Annotated in this window: 21 protein-coding genes; 11 read left to right on the top strand and 10 right to left on the bottom strand. The window is 64.7% G+C overall.

Annotated elements, in window-relative coordinates:
* Positions 1 to 211 precede the first annotated feature (211 nt).
* Complete coding sequence (locus tag A3M7_RS0129040; RefSeq protein WP_027547075.1) at positions 212 to 640, top strand: cupin domain-containing protein; 429 nt, start codon at positions 212 to 214, stop codon at positions 638 to 640.
* Positions 641 to 674: 34 nt separating this feature from the next.
* Here A3M7_RS0129040 and A3M7_RS0129035 read toward each other — a convergent pair whose 3' ends face one another.
* Complete coding sequence (locus A3M7_RS0129035) at positions 675 to 1,481, bottom strand: transglutaminase family protein (protein ID WP_027547074.1); 807 nt, start codon at positions 1,479 to 1,481, stop codon at positions 675 to 677.
* Between the two features lie 174 nt (positions 1,482 to 1,655).
* Between A3M7_RS0129035 and A3M7_RS0129030 the strand changes: the two genes are divergently transcribed.
* Positions 1,656 to 2,096, top strand: a complete 441-nt coding sequence (locus tag A3M7_RS0129030) for a GFA family protein (protein ID WP_245284342.1) — start codon at positions 1,656 to 1,658, stop codon at positions 2,094 to 2,096.
* An 81-nt stretch (positions 2,097 to 2,177) separates the two neighbouring features.
* On the opposite strand, the gene A3M7_RS0129025 is transcribed toward A3M7_RS0129030, so the two are convergent.
* Positions 2,178 to 2,567, bottom strand: a complete 390-nt coding sequence (locus A3M7_RS0129025) for a hypothetical protein (protein WP_027547072.1) — start codon at positions 2,565 to 2,567, stop codon at positions 2,178 to 2,180.
* 146 nt (positions 2,568 to 2,713) lie between these two features.
* On the opposite strand from A3M7_RS0129025, the gene A3M7_RS0129020 reads away from it, so the two are divergent.
* Positions 2,714 to 3,220: a GNAT family N-acetyltransferase gene (locus A3M7_RS0129020; protein WP_027547071.1), complete on the top strand. Its 507-nt coding sequence runs from the start codon at positions 2,714 to 2,716 to the stop codon at positions 3,218 to 3,220.
* Between the two features lie 11 nt (positions 3,221 to 3,231).
* On the opposite strand, the gene A3M7_RS0129015 is transcribed toward A3M7_RS0129020, so the two are convergent.
* Positions 3,232 to 5,169, bottom strand: a complete 1,938-nt coding sequence (locus tag A3M7_RS0129015) for a DEAD/DEAH box helicase (RefSeq protein WP_049823739.1) — start codon at positions 5,167 to 5,169, stop codon at positions 3,232 to 3,234.
* Positions 5,166 to 5,558, bottom strand: coding sequence for a hypothetical protein (locus tag A3M7_RS49910; protein ID WP_198033825.1), 393 nt, complete (start codon positions 5,556 to 5,558; stop codon positions 5,166 to 5,168). Before A3M7_RS49910 ends, A3M7_RS0129015 begins: the two co-directional genes overlap by 4 nt.
* On the opposite strand from A3M7_RS49910, the gene A3M7_RS0129005 reads away from it, so the two are divergent.
* Positions 5,551 to 6,021, top strand: coding sequence for a hypothetical protein (locus A3M7_RS0129005; protein WP_245284341.1), 471 nt, complete (start codon positions 5,551 to 5,553; stop codon positions 6,019 to 6,021). The genes A3M7_RS49910 and A3M7_RS0129005 overlap by 8 nt on opposite strands.
* 117 nt (positions 6,022 to 6,138) lie before the next feature.
* Positions 6,139 to 6,492 (top strand): cupin domain-containing protein, encoded by a 354-nt coding sequence (locus tag A3M7_RS0129000; RefSeq protein ID WP_027547067.1) that lies wholly within the window; start codon positions 6,139 to 6,141, stop codon positions 6,490 to 6,492.
* A 23-nt stretch (positions 6,493 to 6,515) separates the two neighbouring features.
* Here the strand turns inward: A3M7_RS0129000 and A3M7_RS48930 are convergent, their stop codons facing one another.
* The 3 genes from A3M7_RS48930 to A3M7_RS0128985 all read right to left on the bottom strand — a co-directional run bounded on the left by A3M7_RS48930 (position 6,516) and on the right by A3M7_RS0128985 (position 8,876).
* Positions 6,516 to 7,028 (bottom strand): hypothetical protein, encoded by a 513-nt coding sequence (locus tag A3M7_RS48930; protein WP_027547066.1) that lies wholly within the window; start codon positions 7,026 to 7,028, stop codon positions 6,516 to 6,518.
* Between the two features lie 104 nt (positions 7,029 to 7,132).
* On the bottom strand, positions 7,133 to 7,558 hold the full coding sequence (locus tag A3M7_RS48925; protein WP_245284340.1) for a VOC family protein: 426 nt from the start codon (positions 7,556 to 7,558) through the stop codon (positions 7,133 to 7,135).
* Between the two features lie 166 nt (positions 7,559 to 7,724).
* Positions 7,725 to 8,876 carry a zinc-binding dehydrogenase gene (locus A3M7_RS0128985; RefSeq protein ID WP_027547064.1) on the bottom strand — a complete coding sequence of 384 codons (1,152 nt, stop codon included), beginning with the start codon at positions 8,874 to 8,876 and terminating at the stop codon, positions 7,725 to 7,727.
* 235 nt (positions 8,877 to 9,111) lie between these two features.
* On the opposite strand from A3M7_RS0128985, the gene A3M7_RS0128980 reads away from it, so the two are divergent.
* The 3 genes from A3M7_RS0128980 to A3M7_RS0128970 all read left to right on the top strand — a co-directional run bounded on the left by A3M7_RS0128980 (position 9,112) and on the right by A3M7_RS0128970 (position 12,052).
* Positions 9,112 to 10,353, top strand: a complete 1,242-nt coding sequence (locus A3M7_RS0128980) for an MFS transporter (RefSeq protein ID WP_027547063.1) — start codon at positions 9,112 to 9,114, stop codon at positions 10,351 to 10,353.
* Positions 10,354 to 10,486: 133 nt separating this feature from the next.
* Entirely contained in the window at positions 10,487 to 11,098 is a 612-nt protein-coding gene (locus A3M7_RS0128975; protein WP_025575880.1) for a PilZ domain-containing protein, read from the top strand.
* Positions 11,099 to 11,428: 330 nt separating this feature from the next.
* Positions 11,429 to 12,052 (top strand): transglutaminase-like cysteine peptidase, encoded by a 624-nt coding sequence (locus A3M7_RS0128970; RefSeq protein ID WP_027547062.1) that lies wholly within the window; start codon positions 11,429 to 11,431, stop codon positions 12,050 to 12,052.
* A 121-nt stretch (positions 12,053 to 12,173) separates the two neighbouring features.
* On the opposite strand, the gene A3M7_RS0128965 is transcribed toward A3M7_RS0128970, so the two are convergent.
* Positions 12,174 to 13,940 (bottom strand): CYTH and CHAD domain-containing protein, encoded by a 1,767-nt coding sequence (locus A3M7_RS0128965; RefSeq protein WP_027547061.1) that lies wholly within the window; start codon positions 13,938 to 13,940, stop codon positions 12,174 to 12,176.
* Between the two features lie 451 nt (positions 13,941 to 14,391).
* A complete protein-coding gene (locus A3M7_RS0128955) occupies positions 14,392 to 15,747 on the bottom strand; it encodes an amidohydrolase family protein (RefSeq protein WP_027547060.1) in 1,356 nt (451 codons plus the stop codon).
* Between the two features lie 392 nt (positions 15,748 to 16,139).
* Here A3M7_RS0128955 and A3M7_RS0128950 point away from each other — a divergent pair, with 392 nt between their 5' ends.
* A complete protein-coding gene (locus tag A3M7_RS0128950) occupies positions 16,140 to 16,349 on the top strand; it encodes a hypothetical protein (RefSeq protein WP_027547059.1) in 210 nt (69 codons plus the stop codon).
* A gap of 18 nt (positions 16,350 to 16,367) precedes the next feature.
* Here the strand turns inward: A3M7_RS0128950 and A3M7_RS0128945 are convergent, their stop codons facing one another.
* Positions 16,368 to 17,075, bottom strand: coding sequence for a GntR family transcriptional regulator (locus A3M7_RS0128945; RefSeq protein WP_027547058.1), 708 nt, complete (start codon positions 17,073 to 17,075; stop codon positions 16,368 to 16,370).
* 270 nt (positions 17,076 to 17,345) lie between these two features.
* On the opposite strand from A3M7_RS0128945, the gene A3M7_RS0128940 reads away from it, so the two are divergent.
* Together A3M7_RS0128940 and A3M7_RS0128935 are read left to right on the top strand one after the other, a co-directional pair.
* Positions 17,346 to 18,332, top strand: a complete 987-nt coding sequence (locus tag A3M7_RS0128940; RefSeq protein WP_027547057.1) for an ABC transporter ATP-binding protein — start codon at positions 17,346 to 17,348, stop codon at positions 18,330 to 18,332.
* Positions 18,333 to 18,377: 45 nt separating this feature from the next.
* On the top strand, positions 18,378 to 19,667 hold the full coding sequence (locus A3M7_RS0128935; RefSeq protein ID WP_027547056.1) for a PotD/PotF family extracellular solute-binding protein: 1,290 nt from the start codon (positions 18,378 to 18,380) through the stop codon (positions 19,665 to 19,667).

Below are 19,667 nucleotides of genomic sequence, written 5' to 3'. Positions count from 1 at the left end.
GCTATTCAGAGGCGTCGATCCCCGGAGCCGTTTGAGCCGGAATGTTCAGCCGCCTGCGCAGCCGGCAAGTCGGCCTGCAACGGACCCTGTGCGACAAATTTGGCCGGTCGTACGCGGGCTGATCGTGTATGAAGGGCTGCGGTAGATTTCGTTTCGACGTGAGCGAGCGCCGCGATCTCGATGCAGCCTCTCTCACCTGGACGAAACAGCCATGCCCGACATCATCAGTTTCGGTACGCTCGAGCTTCGCTTCCTGCACAGCAAGGACGACACCGGCGGCAGCGTCGATATCTTCGAAATGACGTTGCAGCCGAATGCGCGGATGCCGATCCCGCACTATCACAACCGCTGGGATGAAACGATCTACGGGCTGTCCGGCGTCTCGACCTGGACGATCGACGGCCAGCAGACCGACCTTGGCCCCGGAGCCTCAGTCTTCATCAAGCGCGGCATCGTGCACGGCTTTACCAACCGTTCGACGGGGCCTGCGACATGCCTGTGCATCCTGAGCCCCGGGGTGCTGGGACCGCAATATTTCACTGAGATGGCAGCGCTCCTGTCGGCCGGCGCGCCACCCGATCCCGTGAAGATGAAGGAGACGATGCTGCGCTACGGATTGGTGCCGGCGCCGGCTGCGTGAACCAAGCTCGCCGGCGAATGGAAATGACCGGCCATCATGCGATCTCGTCGGTCCAGACCTTGAAGCTGGCCAGCTCGTTCGGGCCGAAGGTCTGCGTGATCGGAACGTCGCAAGCATCGCGCCCCTGAGCGATCAGGATGCGGCCCTGCCGCGGCACGTTGTTGCGCGGGTCGAACGTGTGCCAGCGGCCGCCGATGAAGGCCTCGAACCAGCCGGCGAAATCGCCGACCGCCCAAGGCTGCGGCGTGCCGACGTCGCTCAGATAGCCGGTGCAATACCGTGCCGGAATGTTCATGCAGCGGCAGAACGCAATGGCGAGGTGGGCATAGTCGCGGCAGACGCCCTTGCCCTCTTGGTATGCCTCCCATGCCGTCTTGGTGGCGCGTGCATGCTCGTAGCCGAAAGCGATGTGGCCGTGAACGAAATCGCAGATCGCCTGCACCCGCGCCCACCCCGGAGGCGTCTTCTCGAACAGCTTCCAGGCGATCTCCGAGAGCCGGTCGGTCTCGCAGTAGCGGCTGCCGAGGAGGTAAACCAGCGTATCGGAAGGCAGCTCTTCGATCCTGTGCTGAACCGCCGACGCAACCACCGGGTCCGGCAGGCCGTTGTCGCGAACCACGCCATCGGCGGCAAGGCGCATGCGGCCGGCCGGCGCGACCATGCGGCTGCACCAATTGCCGAACATGTCCCGATAGGGTGTGATCTCGACCGCAGGCATGGTGGTCAGGAAGTCCGGCACGATGACATCGGAGGCGCGCGTGAAATGCGTGCCCAGCACCATGATCATCGGGGTCGGTTGCGGGAAATCGTAGAGCATTTCGAATCCGACACGGAACTTCATTCGAAACGCCCTTTCGGCTGGATGTCAGCCCGAAATGGCTACGAAACCATGGATTACAAGGCGCGCGGTCCGACTTACGCGTGCCCGGCGCCGTTTGCGCACTGTAAATCGCACGCATAAGGCGATCGTTTGCGCTGCTTCACCGCCGCCGTCTCCGCGACTAGACTGCCTTCCGTGGAAGAACTGACCTGCGGGGAGAGCATGCTGACCGGAAGTTGCCTGTGCGGCGCCGTTGCGTATGAAGTGGATGCGGAGCCCGCACCCTTCGTGCATTGCCATTGCCAGACCTGCCGCAAGACGCACGGGTCGGCGTTTTCCAGCGTGATGCCGGTGCCACGCGCGGCGTTCCGGTGGGTGCGCGGCGACGAGTTGCTCGCCGCATTCGAGTCCTCGCCAGGCAAATTCCGTCGCTTCTGCACCCGCTGCGGCTCGCACATCATGGCGGAACGGATCGCGCAGCCGAATGTGCTGTTGCGCATGGGATGCCTGGATACGCCGGTCGCGGGCCCCGCCCGCGCTCACATCTGGCGCTCGGACGCGGCAAGCTGGTACGACCCCAAGGACGCCACGCCGGAACTGCCGGAAGCGGCCACCAGCCCTCCCCCGGCGCGATAGTATCCTCGCCCGAGACGCCGCCTGCGCTATCGGGCCCGACGTCGCCTGCCACAGCGATATCAGGCCCGTGCCGTCAATCGCTCACGGCATCGCCAGGTGCCAGGCGCCGTTGAGAAAACCGTCGCCGGTGATGTCGCCGGGCTTGGTGTCCTTGGCGAAGGTATAGAGCGGCTTGCCCTTGTAGGCCCATTGCCTGGAGCCGTCGTCGCGCGTGATGATGGTGTAGCCGTCGCCGGCGGCATCGCTGGCCTCGGCCTTCAGCACCGGCCAGTTCGTCGCACAAGGACCGTTGCAGGCCGACTTGCCGTCCGCGTCCTTGTCGAAGGTGTAGAGCGTCATGCCCTTGGCGTCGGTGAGCACGTTGCCCTTGTCGGTCTTGCCGGTTTTCGTCGGCGGCGCGGCGAACGCGGCGGGAATGATTGCGAGCGACACGGCGAGCGTGAGCGCAAGGCGGATCGGGGATGTCGTCATGGTCTCTCCTGTCATGCAATTGGCTTGCATGGGTAGGACGCCGCGCGAGCCGTCGTATTCCTCTGCGCGCGGCAAAGAAATTTTTCGCTGCACGCATCATCGCGCCGGAATAAACTGGAATGAGTGAGACGGAACGACGGACCGACATGAGCAAGCCGCATTGGCGTCCCGCGCGCATCTCCGACCTGCCCGCGATCGGCACGATCGCCGCGCGCATCCATCCCGATCTGCCTGAACGCCCCGAGGTGTTCGCGGAGAAGATGCGGCTCTATCCCGATGGCTGCCGTGTGCTCAATACGGACGAGGAGATCGCCGGCTACGGACTATCGCATCCCTGGCGTCGGCACCGGATTCCGCCGCTCGATGGATTCCTCGAACGACTGCCCGATGACGCGGACTGCCTCTATGTGCACGACGTCGCCGTGCTGCCGGATCATCGTGGCGGCGCAGCGCGTGCTTATGTCGCGAAGATGGAGGAACTTGCGCGCGCGTCGGGCATCGCCGCTCTCGCGCTGGTCTCGGTCTACGCCACGCGGCCGCTGTGGGAACGTTTCGGCTTTCGGCCCGTCACGGCGGATGCGGAGCTGCGCGCAAAGCTCGCAGGCTACGGCGAAAGCGCGACCTACATGCTCCGCGACCTCGCCGCGACGTGACGCGCCTCGGCTCAGCCCCGATGCTTCTTCTTTGTCTTCTTTCCGGGCGCGCCCTTCACGGGCCACGCAGTGACCGCGGGCGGCTGTCCAGCGTGGCCGGGCTTGTTCTTATGCTTCTTTTTCTTCCCGAAAGCAGGAGCATCGTCGAATTTCGGCCCGCGCTCGCCGAAAGCCTTGCTGCGCGGCTTGAATCCCGCCTCGCGCGGGCGATCGTCGCGACGTTCACGATGATCGCTGTCGCCGCTCTCGCGCCGTGGCGGCTTTGACCGCTCTTCCGAAGGCGCTTGCCGCTGCGGCGCATCCGCCATCGGTTCGAGGCGGATATTGTCTTCCTTGTCCGGACGCTTGATCTTGGCAGCGAAGGAGTCCGCGACCCGCTCGGAAATTTCGAACTCGGTCGTCGTATCCATGATCTTGATGGCGCCGATGTCGCCCTTGTCGATGCCGCCGCGACGGCAGATCATCGGCAAGAGCCAGCGTGCTTCCGCGTTCTTTCTTCGTCCGATATTGGCGCGGAACCAGACGCTGCCCTCCGCCATGCCGTGCTTCGACGACGATTTCCCCGATTTGGGTCGGGCCCTTTCGGGGCGATCATCGCCGCCCGGTGCCCGGACATTGTCGCGACCGCGATCCTTGCGCGGCCGGCCAGTTCGCTCGCCGGGATCGATGATGTCTTCGGGCGACGGCAGCCGCGCGCGATAAAGCCGCGCCAGCGCGGCGGCAATGTCTTCAGCCGAGCGCTCGGCCAACAACGCCTGTGCCAGCGCCAGATCGTCGGGCGTCGTCTCCTCGGTGAACAGCACGTCCTTCATGCGCTCGTGATCGAGCTTGCGGATCTCGTCCGCCTGGGGCGCCGTTCCCCAGACCGCATCGATGCCTGAGAGATTGAGCAGCAGCTCCGCACGCCGCCGCCGTGCGGGCGGCACCAGCAGGACGCTCGTCCCCTTTCGGCCCGCACGTCCGGTACGGCCCGAGCGATGCTGCATGACTTCGGCGTCGTTGGGCAGGTCGGCCTGAATGACGAGGTCGAGGCTCGGCAGGTCGATGCCGCGGGCGGCGACGTCGGTCGCCACGCAGACGCGGGCCCGCCCGTCCCGCAGCGACTGGAGCGCCAGGGTGCGCTCGTTCTGCGTCAATTCGCCTGATAGCGCGACGACGGAGAAGCCGCGCTCCAGCAGCGCCGCCTGCAAATGCCGGACGGCATCGCGCGTGCTGCAGAACACCAGGGCGCTCGGCGCCTCGAAGAAGCGCAGCACGTTGACGACCGCGTGCTCGACATCGGCGGGGGCGATCCGGATCGCGCGATACTCGATATCGGCGTGACCGCCCTCGTCGCCGGCGACCTCGATCCGAAACGCCTGCTGCTGATACTGCTTGGCCAGCGCGACGATGCCGCGCGGAAACGTCGCCGAGAACAACAGGGTGCGGCGCGTCTCCGGCGTGGTCTCGAGGATGAACTCCATGTCCTCGCGAAAGCCGAGATTGAGCATCTCGTCGGCCTCGTCGAGGACGACGGCCTTCAATTCGGAGATGTCGAGGCGGCCCCGGCGCAAATGATCGCACAGCCGGCCAGGCGTACCGACGACGATGTGCGCGCCGGCCGCCAGCTCACGCTGCTCGCGCCGCGGATCCATGCCGCCGACGCAGGAGACGACGCGCCCGTCTGCGTGCTCGTACAGCCAGGCCAGCTCGCGCTGAACCTGCAAGGCAAGCTCGCGGGTCGGCGCCACGATCAGGGCGAGCGGCGCGCCCGCCCGCTCGAACCGCTCGATGCCATCAAGCAGATCCTTGGCCAGGGCCAATCCGTAAGCGAGGGTCTTGCCGGAGCCGGTCTGGGCGGAAACCAGGAGGTCGCGGCCCGCGGCCTCCTCGGTGAGCACGGCGAGCTGAACGGGGGTCGGACGGTCGTAGTTGCGCTCGGCCAAAGCTCGGGCGAGCGGCGCACTCATGGTCGGGAATGACACGGGATAAACCTTGGTTGGTCCAGGCGCGGAACGTCGAGCCGCGCGACCTGAAGCTGCGTGCTCGGCAAATGGTCCGGCCGCACGCGTGGTGATTTGATTTGGACGCTCTTTACGCCAAGCGCGGGCAAATCACCATGCCTATGACGCATGGCTTTGGCGACATCGCGAATAAGCTTACCGGCCGCTCGACCCACTACATCCAGCGTTTCCGGGCCGTTTTGCTGCATATAGTGAGCTTTTGCCCCAAAGCAGCTGATTTTCGCGGCCGCCTCGCTTAAATTGTGCGCGATTGGACGTGCCGGGAATGCGCGCATGACCTCTTCCGTCAAACGCACCTGCGGCGATTGCACGCTCTGCTGCAAGGTGATGGCCATCGAGACGCTGGCCAAGCCCGCGAATGCCTGGTGCCGGCATTGCAAGCCCGGCCGCGGCTGCGTGATCTACGCCGAGCGTCCGGCCGAATGTGAGAGCTTCGCCTGCTTGTGGCTGGTCAACGATCTCCTCGACGAGCGCTGGAAGCCGAGCCGGTCGAAGCTGGTCCTGACCACGTCGGAGGATGGCATCGAAGTCCGATGCGACCCGGGCTTTCCCGACGCCTGGCGCAAGGAGCCCTTCGCCGACGACATCCGCGCATGGGCCGCCGAAGGCGAGACCTGCGACATGACGGTGGTCGTGATCGTCGGCCAGCGCGTGGTCCTCGTCACGCCGGATCGCGAATTCGATCTCGGTGTCGTGGGGCCGGATGATCGGATCGTACGGGAGCTGGAGGGCACGAAGGTGGTGGGGGCGGCGGTGGTGAAGGAGAGCGAGATCAATACGGGCGCGTCGCCCCGCTGACTTAGCCGGCGCCCTTGGATCTCGGCAGCCAGGATCGCGCAATCGACCGAATACAAGACTTGTCGCGGCGGCGATTAGATCCCAAATCGTGCCTCACGGAATAGCACAGGAGGGCCCATGGCCGACGGGATTTCGCTTACCGACAAACTCGCGACCTTTCAGGAGTATTGGTCGCCGCGCACGATCACGACCTTCAACGATTGCGACGTGATGGTGGTGAAGGTGAAGGGAGAGTTCACCTGGCACAAGCACGACGACACCGACGATTTCTTTCTGGTCCTCAAAGGCCGTCTGGACATCGAATTGCGGGATCGCACGGTGACGCTCGGTCCGGGCGAACTCTACGTCGTGCCCAAAGGTGTCGAGCATCGCCCGGTGGCGCGCGAGGAGGTTCACCTGATGCTGATCGAGCCGACCGGCACACCGAACACGGGCGACAAGGCAACCGCCGCGGCGCGCAAGCTGGCATAGCGGGCAACGCGCCTGGCGCGGCCTTAATCCCTGGAGGTCGCCAGTTTGCTGAAGCTGCCGACCAGCCTGGCTCTTGCGCGCGCAACAGCATCCTTGGCCGCGCGGGCCAGGGCTCGGATGGCGCGCCAGGCTTCGGTCGCCTGCAGCCACGCCTTCGCGTCCGCGTATTTTCCGTAACTCCAGGCAAAAGCGGGAATTCGCATCAGCTTGTCGCGCGTGAGATGAAACAGGCGCTCGACCAGCACAAGCTTGAGCAATTCGCCGACAATGAAAGTCAGGGCACCGCTCAGGACCTGACCGGTTGCGGCGAGGTACGCAGCAACCGGCTTGACCGGCTCCAGAATAATGACGGGCACGGAGAACAGGGCGAGCGACGGATAAGGCGGCAGCGATTTGATCCAGGCGCGCAATTGCCTGAATTCGAAGTGCCGCCCGATCCAGCGCGAAATCGGCCGCGCCACGGCCATGAAGACCGCATCCACCAGGAAGTAGATCGCAGCCAGGACGTAAGTTACAGGTTTCAGGATTCGCTTCACGGCACCTCTCCCGCGAAGTGAAAGCCGGAACTTGGGCTTAAGTTTCACCCCTGCGTGAATAGTTCGGGGATATCGGATGGAACTTTTTGGGCATCGGCTCCCGCTCAGATCTCCGCGTACACCTCCAATAAGTTGCCGTCGGGGTCGCGGAAGAACAGCGTCCGATGCCCAAAGGACTGGTTCGTCGGCGGCGACAGCAGCTCAACACCCTGCCGAACCAGCTCGTCGGCGCACTGGTCGACCTCGGCCGCGGACACCCTGAAGGCCAGTTGCAGCGATGCAGTGCCGGGCGGGACCGGCGCGTCCGCCGCGCTTCGGCTCGGCCTTGCCAGGGCCAGCGTGTTGCCGCCTAGACCGTACTCGATCCAGTTCGGCGAGAGCTCGCGCAGCAGCGGAAAGGCGAGCACGCCCTCGTAGAAGCGCCGCATCGCCGCCATGTCGCGCACGAAGATCACGGTGTAGTCGATCGCGCGAATGGCATGGAAGGGGGAGCGAGTACGTGGGTTTGGTTCGGGCGTCTGTTCGTCCATCGTCGTATCCTTCATTCCAAACGCTCGCACGTAGCCCGTATGGAGCGTAGCGGAATACGGGAGCCACGGGGGAGAATCCCGGATTACGCTTCGCTCCATCCGGGCTACGAGGTTCAGGGATTATCGCAGCACGTAGCCCGCATGAGCGGGGGATGGACGGCATCGGCTATTCCACCAGCTCCGGCCACGGCACGATCGTCGACTTCACCGTCTTCATCGCCATCGCGTCCTTCACCGCCTGCGCGACGCCCGCTTCCGTGAACGGATAGATCGTCTGCATCTTCAGCCACGGATATTTGCCCGCCGTGCGGTAGAGCATGTCGACGCCGAGCGGCAGATCGTTGGCGGTAAAGCCCCAGGAGCCGAGCACGTTGAGGTCCTTGGTGCAGATGCGGTGCCACGACGTGTCGATCGAGCCGGCGTCGGTGAACTGGCCCATCTCGACATAGGTGCCGCCGTCGCGCAGCATCTCGATGCCTTCGGGGCCCGCGGTCGGATGTCCGGAGCAATCCATCACGAGATCGGCGCCGAAGCCGCCTATGATCTCGCGCACGCGCGCGATGCGATCTTGCGGTGATTTCAGTTCCTCGATGTTCACCGTCGCCTCCGCGCCGAACGCGCGGGCGAGCTTGAGCCGCGGCTCCCCCGGCGCGCCGACGCAGATCACGCGCCCTGCCCCCATCTCCTGCGCGGCCGCGACCGCCAGGATGCCGATCGGGCCGGAGCCCTGGATCACCACCGTGTCGCCCCAGGAAAAACCGCCGGCGCGGCTGGCGCGGTTGAAGGCGCGGATGCAGGACGTCAGCGGCTCCGACAGTGCGCCCAGCCGCAACGACATGTCGTCGGGCAGCTTGTAGATTTTGGTGCCCGGCAGCATGTCGAGGTCGACATAGACATATTCGGCCCAGCCGCCCCACATGTGCGGCGCCTTGTCGAAGCCGAGATAGCGGCCGTAATAGACCGGCGTCAGGCACTTGTTGGCGGTTTGCGGGTAATGGATGCAGTAATAGCAGCGGCCGCACGGCATCAGCGGCGGGATCATCACCTTCGAGCCGACGGTCAGCGGCTTGCTCATGAAGTCCTCGGAAAACTCCTCGCCGCATTCGACGATGACGCCGCCGAGCTCGTGGCCCAGCGTGAACGGCCAGGGCAGCGGCTTCGGCCAGTGACCTTTGAGGATGTGCAGGTCGGTGCCGCACACCCCGCAAGCACCGATCTTGATCAGCGCGGCCTTGCGGCCGACCTTCGGCCACGGCACGGTGCGGATGACAGGCTCCGAGCCCGGTCCTGCGTGAGTGCAGACGCGGATGTGCTCCATGGTGTGTCCTCGCTGCCCGTCTGTTATGATTGGTGGTGCGGGCTGGGCAAAGCGTATGTGAGATGGGCGCGCGTGCCAAGGTGCGGGCTCGTAGCCCGGATGAGCGAAGCGATATGCGGGAGCATCGGCCCCGGATATCGCTTCGCTCATCCGGGCTACGAGGACACACACCCAAGTGTCTTGAGCGCCCACCGACGAACGTGTAGGGACGCTCAAGTCCCACCCAGGTGCCCGCTTGAATCCCCTTCCCCAAAATCCCGTGGTCGCGTCCGGCTCGTTCGCGGCGATGAAGTCGGTGCCGTACCGGCTCCAGTTCACCGCCTACGTGCTGGCGATGATGGCGGACAATATCGAGCATGTGATCAGCTATTGGGTGGTGTTCCAGAAATTCAATTCGCCGACGCTGGGCGGCTTTGCCGTGCTGTCGCACTGGCTGCCGTTCCTGCTGTTCTCGGTCGCGGTCGGCGGGCTCGCCGACCGGTTCGATCCGCGCCGCATCATCCAGTGCGGCATGCTGCTGTTCATCGTGGCCTCGAGCGGCTGGGGCTTCTTCTTCATCACCGACAGCATCCAGATGTGGCACGCGATGCTGCTGCTGGTGATCCACGGCTGCGCCGGCGTGTTGTGGCAGACGCCGAACCAGCTGCTGCTCTACGACCTCGTCGGCCCGGCCGATCTTCCGAGCGCGGTGCGGCTGAACGCGATGGCGCGCTATCTCGGCATCCTGGTCGGTCCTGCCGTCGGCGGCGTCATCATGCTGACGCTCGGCCCCTCGCACGGCATCATCTTCAACACGCTGTTCTACCTGCCGATGCTGCTCTGGCTGTTCTGGGCCCCGGTGCGCGACAAGAGCATCGCCGTGCGTCGCTTCGCCGTGCGCGGCCTTGCCGACATCGCGCTGACCATCCGCGCCATCGGCACGCAGCCGGTACTATCAGCGATGACGTGGCTCGCCGGCCTCACCTCCTTCATGATCGGCAACGCCTATCACGCCCAGATGCCCGGCTATGCCGGCGATCTCGGCCACGGCGACCCCGGCGTGTCCTACAGCGTGCTGCTCGCGGCCGATGCCGCCGGAGCGCTGCTCGCCGGCATCGCGCTGGAATCCTGGGGCCGGCTGAAGGGCACGCCGCGCACCGCGATCCTGCTGGCGATGCTGTGGAGCGCCGCGCTGCTCGGCTTCGCCGCGGTGCGGGTCTATCCCGTCGCGATCGTGCTGCTGTTCTTTGCGGGCTTCTTCGAACTGTCGTTAAACACCATGGCACAGGCGCTGGTGCAGCTGAACGCGCCGTCCGACATCCGCGGCCGCGTCGTCGGCCTCTATAATATGGCGGGACTTGGCATGAGGGCCTTCAGCGGCATTACCGTCGGCGTGTTTGGAGCTGCGATCGGCATTCACTGGTCGCTCGGGCTCTCGGCCGCGGTGCTGCTGACGCTGCTGCTGTGGTTGTATCGGCAGGGAACAGGACCGGCCTGACCGGCCGCTGATGTGGCTCTTCGAGCGTATTGTGTCCGTCCGTGACCGGCGCGCCCGATCCTAACGCGGCATTAACCCTATGCACCTTAGGGTCGTGCCGGACTCCGCCCGGGCGGGGGGTCGGGTGTTGAAAATGGCGTTGGCGAACAAAAAACTTCTTCCGGCCGCCGAGGAGCGTCGGCGTTTCCAGCGGGTCAAGGTGCACCTGCTCGGACGCTACATGCTGCCGGACCGCCGGGAATTCCCCTGCCAGGTGATCAACATGTCGCCGGGCGGATTGGCCCTGCTCGCCCCCGGCATCGGCAATGTCGGCGACCGCGTGGTCGCCTATCTCGACCATATCGGCCGCGTCGAGGGCAAGATCACCCGCATCATCGACAATGGCTTCGCCATGACGATCGGGGCAACGCCCAGGAAGCGCGACAAGCTCGCCGCCCAGCTCACCTGGCTCGCCAACCGCGACATCCTCAACCTGCCGGAGGACCGCCGCCACGACCGTATCGTGCCGCGCAACCCGATCGCGGTGCTTACGCTCGAGGACGGCACCAAGATGACCTGCCGCATCATCGACCTGTCGCTGTCGGGAGCGGCCATCGCCGCCGAGAACCGCCCGCCGCTGAAATCGATCGTGCTGCTCGGCCGGGTCCAGGGCCGCGTGGTCCGAAACCTCGAAGACGGCTTCGCGCTGGAGTTCATGCACGAGCAGCCGGTCGAGACACTCGAAGAGAGCGTTACCGCGCGGTAAAGCGAACGCGCGCCAAAACCACTGATTTTCCAGCCTCAAAGGCGGCCTCCGCGATGCGGACGCCGCCTTTTTCGCGCGCGGTGACGGGTCCGTGCGGGTTAACGCGGGACCTGTTTGCGCCTCGGCGCAGCAGTTCCGCCAGCGTTTCCGCGTTAACTCCTAAAATTTGAATCAATTACAGTCATCTCGAATTTTATTCGAATTCGATTCAAGTATAGATCGAATTCGCCGCGAGTTTTACTTGTATTCGTCTCGACTTGACTTGACTGACTTAGCGGCAACTCAAAAGCTCCATGCGAAATGTGGTCCCAACAAGAAACGGGGGCCGCAATGTTTGATTTCACGGGACAGGGGAAGAGGCTGGCGATCGCCGCCATGCTCTTCGGGATCAGCGCGACAGTGCAGGCCGGTGAGAACCGTCTGCTCTACGCGAGCCTCGGCGACACCACGCGCGCGCCGATCGGCTGGGTCGAGTTCTGTGCCGACAATGCCGCTCAGTGCCAGGGCGGGCCGACGCAGCCGCGCGACATCGTGATGTCGCAGGCCGCATGGCGCGACCTCGTCAAGGTCAATCGCTGGGTCAACGAGACGGTCAAGCCTTTGACCGACCAGGAGCACTGGGGCGTGGTCGAGAGATGGTCACTGCCGTCGGACGGCTACGGCGACTGTGAAGACTACGTGCTGTTGAAGCGCAAGATGCTGATGGATGCCGGCTGGCCTCGCGAGGCCCTGCTCATCACGGTCGTGCGCGACAAGAAGGGCGAAGGGCACGCGGTGCTGACGGTGAAGACCGACAAGGGCGAGTTCGTTCTCGACAATCAGAACGAGAACGTCGTTGCCTGGACGGAGACCGGCTACCGCTTCGTCAAGCGCCAGTCGCAGAGCGATCCCAATGTCTGGGTCTCGCTCGGCGACACAAAGCCGGCGGTCTCCACCGCCAGCGCCAGGGACTAGCAGTCAGGAACAAACGAGTTACGCGGCCCGGTCACATCCCCACCCCTCCCCGTCCCCGACCGGTTCGCGCGCGGCCAGGCTTCCCCCAAAGCCTGGCCGCAACTTTTTTGGGGATGCACGATCAGTCCTGCGAGGCCTGGCGAGACCACGGCACCCGCGCGGCGGTGAAATCCCGCCACGCGCCCTGCAACGACGGCTGCACGCCGATCGATGCACGCGCCTGCCAGCCGGCGATCGCCGCCGCGGCGATGGCGCTGTCGGGCTCCGCATCAAGTCCATCGAGCAATGAGGCCGTGACCGCCATGTCGTTGAAGGCGCCGAGCTCCTCCTGCAGACCGGCGAGCCGGTGTGCAAATTTCCTCGCGGACTTGCGATCCGCAAACAGCGGCAGCAGGAACTCGCTGAGATAGCGCAGCCGCTTGGTCGCGAGCCGCACCCGATGCAACTCGTCGATCGTGAGCGACTTGAACCGGCGGCCGCGCTTGAGCACCTTGGCATACTGCTCCGACAGGATGCGCTGCGCGAAGTTGACGGCGGGCTCGGCGAGCTGACCGAGATCTTCGGCGGCAACGTCGTTGCGCCAGCCCCGAGTCTCGATCCAGTGACCGAGGCCGATCAGGAAAACCGCGCAGCGGCGATCGTCGAGCGCCTGATGCGCCTTGCGATAGGCCTCCGACTGGCACTTGGCCGCTGCCTGGCCCAATGCATCGAAGCCGGTAACCGAAGCACAGGCTTCCGCGATCGTCGGCAAGGTCTCGAGCTGGAACACGTCCCAGTCACGCGCGGCGGACAGGTCCTGCGCCAGCCAACTTGCTTCCGACCGCAGCGCGTCGAGATTGCTGAGGGCGCCGACCGATCGCATCAGGTCCAGCGCCGATCGCAGCCGGCGCAGCGAGACGCGCAGCTGATGGACGCCTTCCGGATTGCGCCCGTCCTCGGCCGTCGGCAGCGACTGAAGCAGATGAAGGAAGCAGGAGCGCAGAATCGTCGCGAAGGCTTCGTCGAGCGTGACCGACGGATCGAGGCGAAGCTTGCGGGGCCTGCGTACCGAGGGCGGCGCGCCCGCGGCAAGTTCGAAGCCGCGCGCCGACTTGGCACGGATGGACGGCTTCACCGCCCCCTGCTCCGCAAGCCGCAGCGCGACCTCGTAGATCGTGCTCGCGCTGCCGCTCTTGAGTTCCAGCTCGATCTCGCTCACGGGGATCGACCGGTCGCCGGCCGTCAGCACACCCTGGTCGAAGGCGATCTCGACCGTCCCGGACGGCAGATCGACGATCCTCGCATGCCGATGGACGTCGGCGGTGAAGACGGCTTCGAGCGGCTGTGTTTCGAGGTGGGAGCGAAGCTTCTCCGGAATGAACGGCATCGCCAGGGCGACATCCGGCGCCAGCGACGGAACGCTCGCCTCCCATTCGCCACGGCGCAGCGGATCGTCCGCCGTGTCGGTCTTCACGGTCTGCACGAAGCGCGCGCCGCTCCGGCGTACGCGCAAGCTCAGGCCGCTGCGCCGGAGCGCACGCTCGGCCGTATCGTAATAGACGGATTTGAGATGTTTTCGCGAACCCTTGTTACGCGCGTTGGCCACGATGACCGGGGCGGCGTTGAAATGCGCCATGCGATCGGCATCGACGAGAAGCTTGAGCTCGATTTCTCCAGCGGGACGCGCGCCGGCGTTCGACTGAGCCGGCTCCAGTGCCAGCGTCGTGTCTTGCAACGGCGTCTGGTCAATCACGGCGCCCTCGATCGCAGGTTCCGCGCCGGTCTCGGCCGGTTCAACCTGCCGCAGGAAGCCGGCGACGTATGGCGCTCGCTTGTTGTCCTTCGGGACAGGATTCCCATCCGGCGCGCCCGGAGTTCTGCGAGCCGCTGTTGCGTCTGACTTCAGCATTTACGGTAACATGACAGTTTGATGACAGTGCGACAGCATATAGCCGCTATGGCCCGCGAGAAACAGTAACGTTACGTCATGGCGCGTCATCGTCCACACGAAGCGTCGAATGCAAAAATCCAGCAGGCGCTGTCACAATCCGGCGTGATGTCATGAATTAGATTGCTGCCGAGCGCGGCAAGTGATCGAATTGACAAGCGAATCTTGCCGTTCTCGAAACCGAGATGAACGCGTCAGCGAGCTTGCCTCATGCTAGCCGAGAAATTCTTTCTGGTCCTGGAGACGCTTAGAAGTCACGCCGCCGATGACAGGCCCGAGTTTGTGACAAGCCCTGCGCGGTCTCCCGCGGTGCAGGAGACCGCAACCGGTTCGCTCCGCAAAAAGCCGGTTCCCGATCATCGGGACTAGAAGCGCTCCAACGTCGCGGGGGTCACACCTGCAGATGCGCGCATCAGTGCGCAAGACTGTTCTTGTAAATCTTGCCGCCCTTCATGATCACGACGAAATTCTTCGCGGGATCTTCGATGAGAGCGATGTTGTCGAGCGGATTGCCGTCGACGAGCAGGAGATCGGCCAGCGCGCCCTCCTCCACCACGCCGAGCTTGCCGGGATAGGGATTGCGCAGGCCCGACAGGCTGAGCAATTCCGCGTTGGTCGACGTCGCCATGGCCAGCGCTTCGGCCGGTGTGTACCATCGGGTCAGCGCGACCAGCATCGATCCCTGCTTGTCCGCCAGCGCCTTCGAGAACAGGACATCGGTCCCGAACGCCGTCTTGATGTGGTACTTTTTCGCCAGCGCGTAGACGCGGTCGGTGCCGGTGACCACCTGCCGCATCTTGTCCTGCTCTGCCGGCCCGAGCCCGGACGCCATGGACATATCCAGGAACGGCTGGGTGCTGAGCCAGATCCCCTTCTCCGCGATCAGCTTGGCGCTCGCCTCGTCCATGAGATGACCGTGCTCGATGCATCTCACGCCGGCTGCGATCGAGCGCTGGATCGCGACCGGTGTATAGGCGTGCGTGACGACATAGGTGCCCCAATTGTCGGCGGCTTCGACCGCCGCGCGCAGCTCGGGCTCGGTGAAGGTGGAGACGTCGAGCGGGCTGAAGGGCGAGGCGACGCCGCCGCCCGCCGTGAGTTTGACCTGCGAGGCGCCCTGCATGAGCTGCTCGCGCGCGCGCACGCGGACTTCGTCGGGACTGTCGGCGACCATGCTGCCGCCGACCAGCTCCATGCGGCTGAGCATGCCGCCGATGGTTCGCGGCAGATCGGAGAGCTGCCGGAAGTCGCCATGACCGCTGGTGACGGTGATGATGGCACCGGAGGGATAGATGCGCGGACCGGCGACGAGATCCTCGTCGATCGCCCGCTTGAGGCCGAAAGTGGGCCCGCCCATGTCACGCACCGTGGTGAAGCCGCGCATCAGCGTCGCGGTCGCCTCGCTCGCGGCCAGCAGATTGTTGTAGCCGACGTCGCCGAGGGCCGCGGCCGGCGTCGGACGCACCAGCATCGCGTGCCAATGCGCGTCGATCAGCCCCGGCATCAGCACCCGGCCGCCGCCGTCGATTGCTTGGGCGTCGGCCGTGATGTTCACGGTCGAGATCTTCTCGATCTTCGCGTTCCTGACGAGAACATTGGACGCGGCGGAGAGCGCGCCGCTCTTTCCGTCGAATATCCGGACGTTGCGGAACAGGACTGAGGAGTCCTGCTGGGCCGGCGCTTGCGACGAGAGACAGAGGCTCGTTCCAACCGACATGAGCAGTGCGGCGACTCTGAAGAGTCCGGCCGGCGTGGTCAAATCCCACATGTCCAATCTCCACGCAGATACGCGGCCGCGCAAGTTCTGGCCGCAAGTCGCCGGGGCGAACATCAGCCAGCCACGCGGTGTCGATGTTACCCGCGGATTGATGCCTGCCAACCGCATTGAGTCAATTTGCAAACCACAGTGAGATTTTGCAAATCAGCCATACGACGCGATCAGCAACGTGCCCGGTGTCAGATAATGGGTAAGCGCGACTGCCGCACATGCGTCGAACTCAAATCAAAACGCGAATATCCGGCTTGGCGCGTGATCAACGACAGATTGCAACGTCTTCGCTCAGGAGTACGATCCTGCGCGATCTACGCGACTGCAGGCACTTGGCAGCGCGGATTTTTGGCAGAGGGGATTTTGCAGCATCTCAAATGACGAGGCGTAACATGGTGGCGCAAACGAGTGACGGACACGTCCTGCTGGTCAAGAAACTCGGCGGACTCTTCGCAATCATACTTGGATGCCTGCTGACGGCCGTCGGCGTGACGTTCGAATCCAGCGGCACGACCTTTGTCGGCGTGCTGTTGCTGGTCCTTGGAGCCGGCCTGCTCGTGCTGAAGATCGTCAGACGAAACCAGGCGCCTCCGCTGACCTAGCTGGCGGCCGCGGTTCGCCTATGCGCCCAGCACATCCGCGAGCCGCGTCTCGTCGGCGGCGGGATCCTTCAGGAACAGCTCGGCTTCGATCTCGTTCAGATGCGACAGCATCTGCGCGCGTGCCGCCACCTTGTCGCGCTTGCGGATCGCGGTGACGATCTCGGCGTGGTGGTCGGTGCCGCAGGCCGGGGTGTCGTGGCGGCGATAGAGCAGGATGATGAGCGAGGAGCGCGCGATCAGTTCCTTGAGGAAGCCGAGATAGATGCTGTGGCCACTCATCTCGGCGACGAGCTTGTGAAATTCGCCGGAGAGCCGGACCGAGGCGCGCGCGTCGCCGCGCAGCTCCGCCTCGCGCTCTTCAGTGAGATGTTGGCCGAGGCGGTCGAGCCAGGCCGCTGACACCGCTTCACACGCGTGGTCGACGATGGTGGGCTCGATCAGTCGGCGCGCCTCGAACACTTCGCGGGCATCGGCGGGCGTCGGGCGCGCGACGAAGGCGCCGCGGTTTTTCTCGATGTTGACGATGCCCTCATGCGCGAGCTGCTGGAGCGCGGTGCGGACCAGCGTGCGGCTCGCGCCGTAGATCTCGCCGATCTCGTCCTCGCCGAGCTTCGTGCCCGGCAGCAGACGATGCTCGAGGATCGCCGCGGTCACACCCTCCCTGATACGGCTGACGCGATCGCTCGCGTCTGGCGCATCGGATTTCTGGCGGGTCTTGGCGGCCATCAGTTCGAGGGGGTTGGGTTTGAGGGCTCGATCGGCGACGTTCGGCTTTCAATGTTAGTCGACCAGCTGTATCCAATCACAGGCGAAACTTTATACAATCCGAGCACATTTTGTGTGCATATTACTGCCCACCCGGCGAGCCGCGCCGCTGCGCCGGATTCGATCTAACGACCTGACTCCATTGCACAGTTTTGGAATTCGGCACTCTCCGGGCGGTTGGCACGGACCTTGCGGAGAAAGCCGGAGCATCGCCCTCCCAGCGGACACGCCATGGCCACTCCTGCCGCTCTCGAACTGGTCGCCGTCACCAAGCGCTACGACACGACGCTGGCGGTCGACGACGTCAACCTCAAGATCCCGGCAGGCACCTATTGCTGCCTGCTCGGCCCCTCCGGCTGCGGCAAGACCTCGACCCTGCGCATGATCGCAGGCCACGAGGCGGTCAGCGAGGGCGACATCATTTTGGGCGCGCAGAACGTCACCGACCTCGAGCCCGCCAAGCGCGGCACCGCGATGATGTTCCAGTCCTACGCGCTGTTTCCGCATTTGACCGTGCTCGACAACGTGGCCTTCGCCCTGAAAATGCGCGGGATCGACCGGGCGACGCGGCACAAGCGTGCCGGCGAACTGCTCGAGCTGGTGGCCATGACCCCCTATGCGGCTCGGCTGCCGGCGCAGCTCTCCGGCGGCCAGCAGCAGCGCGTCGCGCTCGCCCGCGCGCTGATCACCGAGCCGCAGATCCTACTGCTCGACGAGCCGCTCTCCGCGCTCGATCCGTTCCTGCGGGTGAGGATGCGGGGCGAGCTGAAGCGGCTGCAGCGCGAGCTCGGCATCAGCTTCATCCAGGTCACCCACGGCCAGGAAGAGGCGATGGCGCTGGCCGACCACATCGTGGTGATGAACCACGGCAAGATCGAGCAGCAGGGCACCGCCCGCGACATCTTCCACCATCCCCGCACCGAATTCGTGGCGCGCTTCATCGGCGGCCACAACGTCCTCAGCGACGCCGGCAAACTCATCGCCGTGCGCGCCGATCAGCTCGGCATCGTGCCGTTCGCCGACGGTGCGTACGGCGCGCCAGCGCTGCTGACCCAGACCGAGTACCAGGGCTCCTACATCGCCGTCTCGCTCACGCTCGACGACGGCACCGCCCTGTTCTCCCACCTTCCCGAGGCCGCCTTCGACGTTCACCCGTTCCGACCGGGCGATCGCGTGTTGGCCACCTGGGATCCCGCCAAGGCGCAGCGCCTGCAATAGCGCCGTCATCCAGAAAATGCGCAACACAGAAGAGGAGTGAGCGATATGACCGAGACGACCAAGAAGACCGGCGTCAGCCGCCGTACGCTATTGAAGAGCACCGCGGGTCTCGCCGGCCTTGCCGCCGGCTCCGGCGCCATCACCGGCTTTCCCTATGTGAAGTCGGCCGAAACAAAGGTGCTGCGCTATCTCGGCACCGCCGTGAACGAGGGCGACGACATCTCCAAGCAGTGCCTCAAGGACACCGGCATCAAGATCGAATACATCACCGCGACCACCGACGACGTCACCAAGCGCGTGATGACCCAGCCGAACTCCTTCGACGTGCTGGATACCGAATATTTCTCGCTGAAGAAGCTGGTGCCGTCGGGCAACATCCTTGCCCTCGACGCCAGGAAGATCAAGGAATTCGACAACATCACGCCCGTCTTCACCAAGGGCGAGACGCCCGGCGGCAAGAAGATCGGCAACCAGGGCACCGCGCCCTGGAAGGTGCTCTATCTCGAAGGCAAGGACTCCAAGACCTTCTCCAAGACCGCGACCGAATTCGTCACGCTGATCCCGACCGTGTACAACGCCGACACGCTCGGCATCCGTCCCGACCTGATCAAGCGGCCGATCAGCTCGTGGTCCGAGCTGCTCAACCCCGAATTCAAGGGCAAGGCCTCGATCCTCAACATCCCCTCGATCGGCATCATGGATGCCGCCATGGTCGTGGAAGCCACCGGCAAGTACAAATATGCCGACAAGGGCAACATGACCAAGGAAGAGATCGATCTCACCATGAAGGTGATGACCGAGGCCAAGAAGGCCGGCCAGTTCCGCGCGTTCTGGAAGGACTTCAACGAGAGCGTCAACCTGATGGCTTCAGGTGAGACCGTGATCCAGTCGATGTGGTCGCCGGCGGTGACGAAGGTGCGCTCTATGGGCATCCCCTGCACCTTCCAGCCGCTCAAGGAAGGCTACCGCTCCTGGGCCTCCGGCTTCTGCGTCTCCAAGGGCGTGTCGGGAGCCAAGCTCGAATGGGCCTACGAGTTCGTCAACTGGTTCCTGTCCGGCTATGCCGGCGCCTATCTCAACCGCCAGGGCTACTACTCGGCCGTGCTCTCCACCGCGAAGGCTCATATGGAGCCCTACGAGTGGGCCTACTGGATGGAAGGCAAGGCGGCCGAGAAGGACATCAAGGCGCCCGACGGCTCGCTGCTGGAGAAGGCCGGCGCGGTGCGCGACGGCGGCTCCTACGAGGACCGCATGGGCGGCGTCGCCTGCTGGAACGCGGTGATGGACGAGAACGACTACATGGTCCGCAAGTGGAACGAGTTCATCGCGGCGTAA

Source organism: Bradyrhizobium sp. WSM2254, from assembly GCF_000472645.1.
GTDB classification, from domain to species: domain Bacteria; phylum Pseudomonadota; class Alphaproteobacteria; order Rhizobiales; family Xanthobacteraceae; genus Bradyrhizobium; species Bradyrhizobium niftali.
This window is presented reverse-complemented; position numbering and strand designations above follow the sequence as displayed.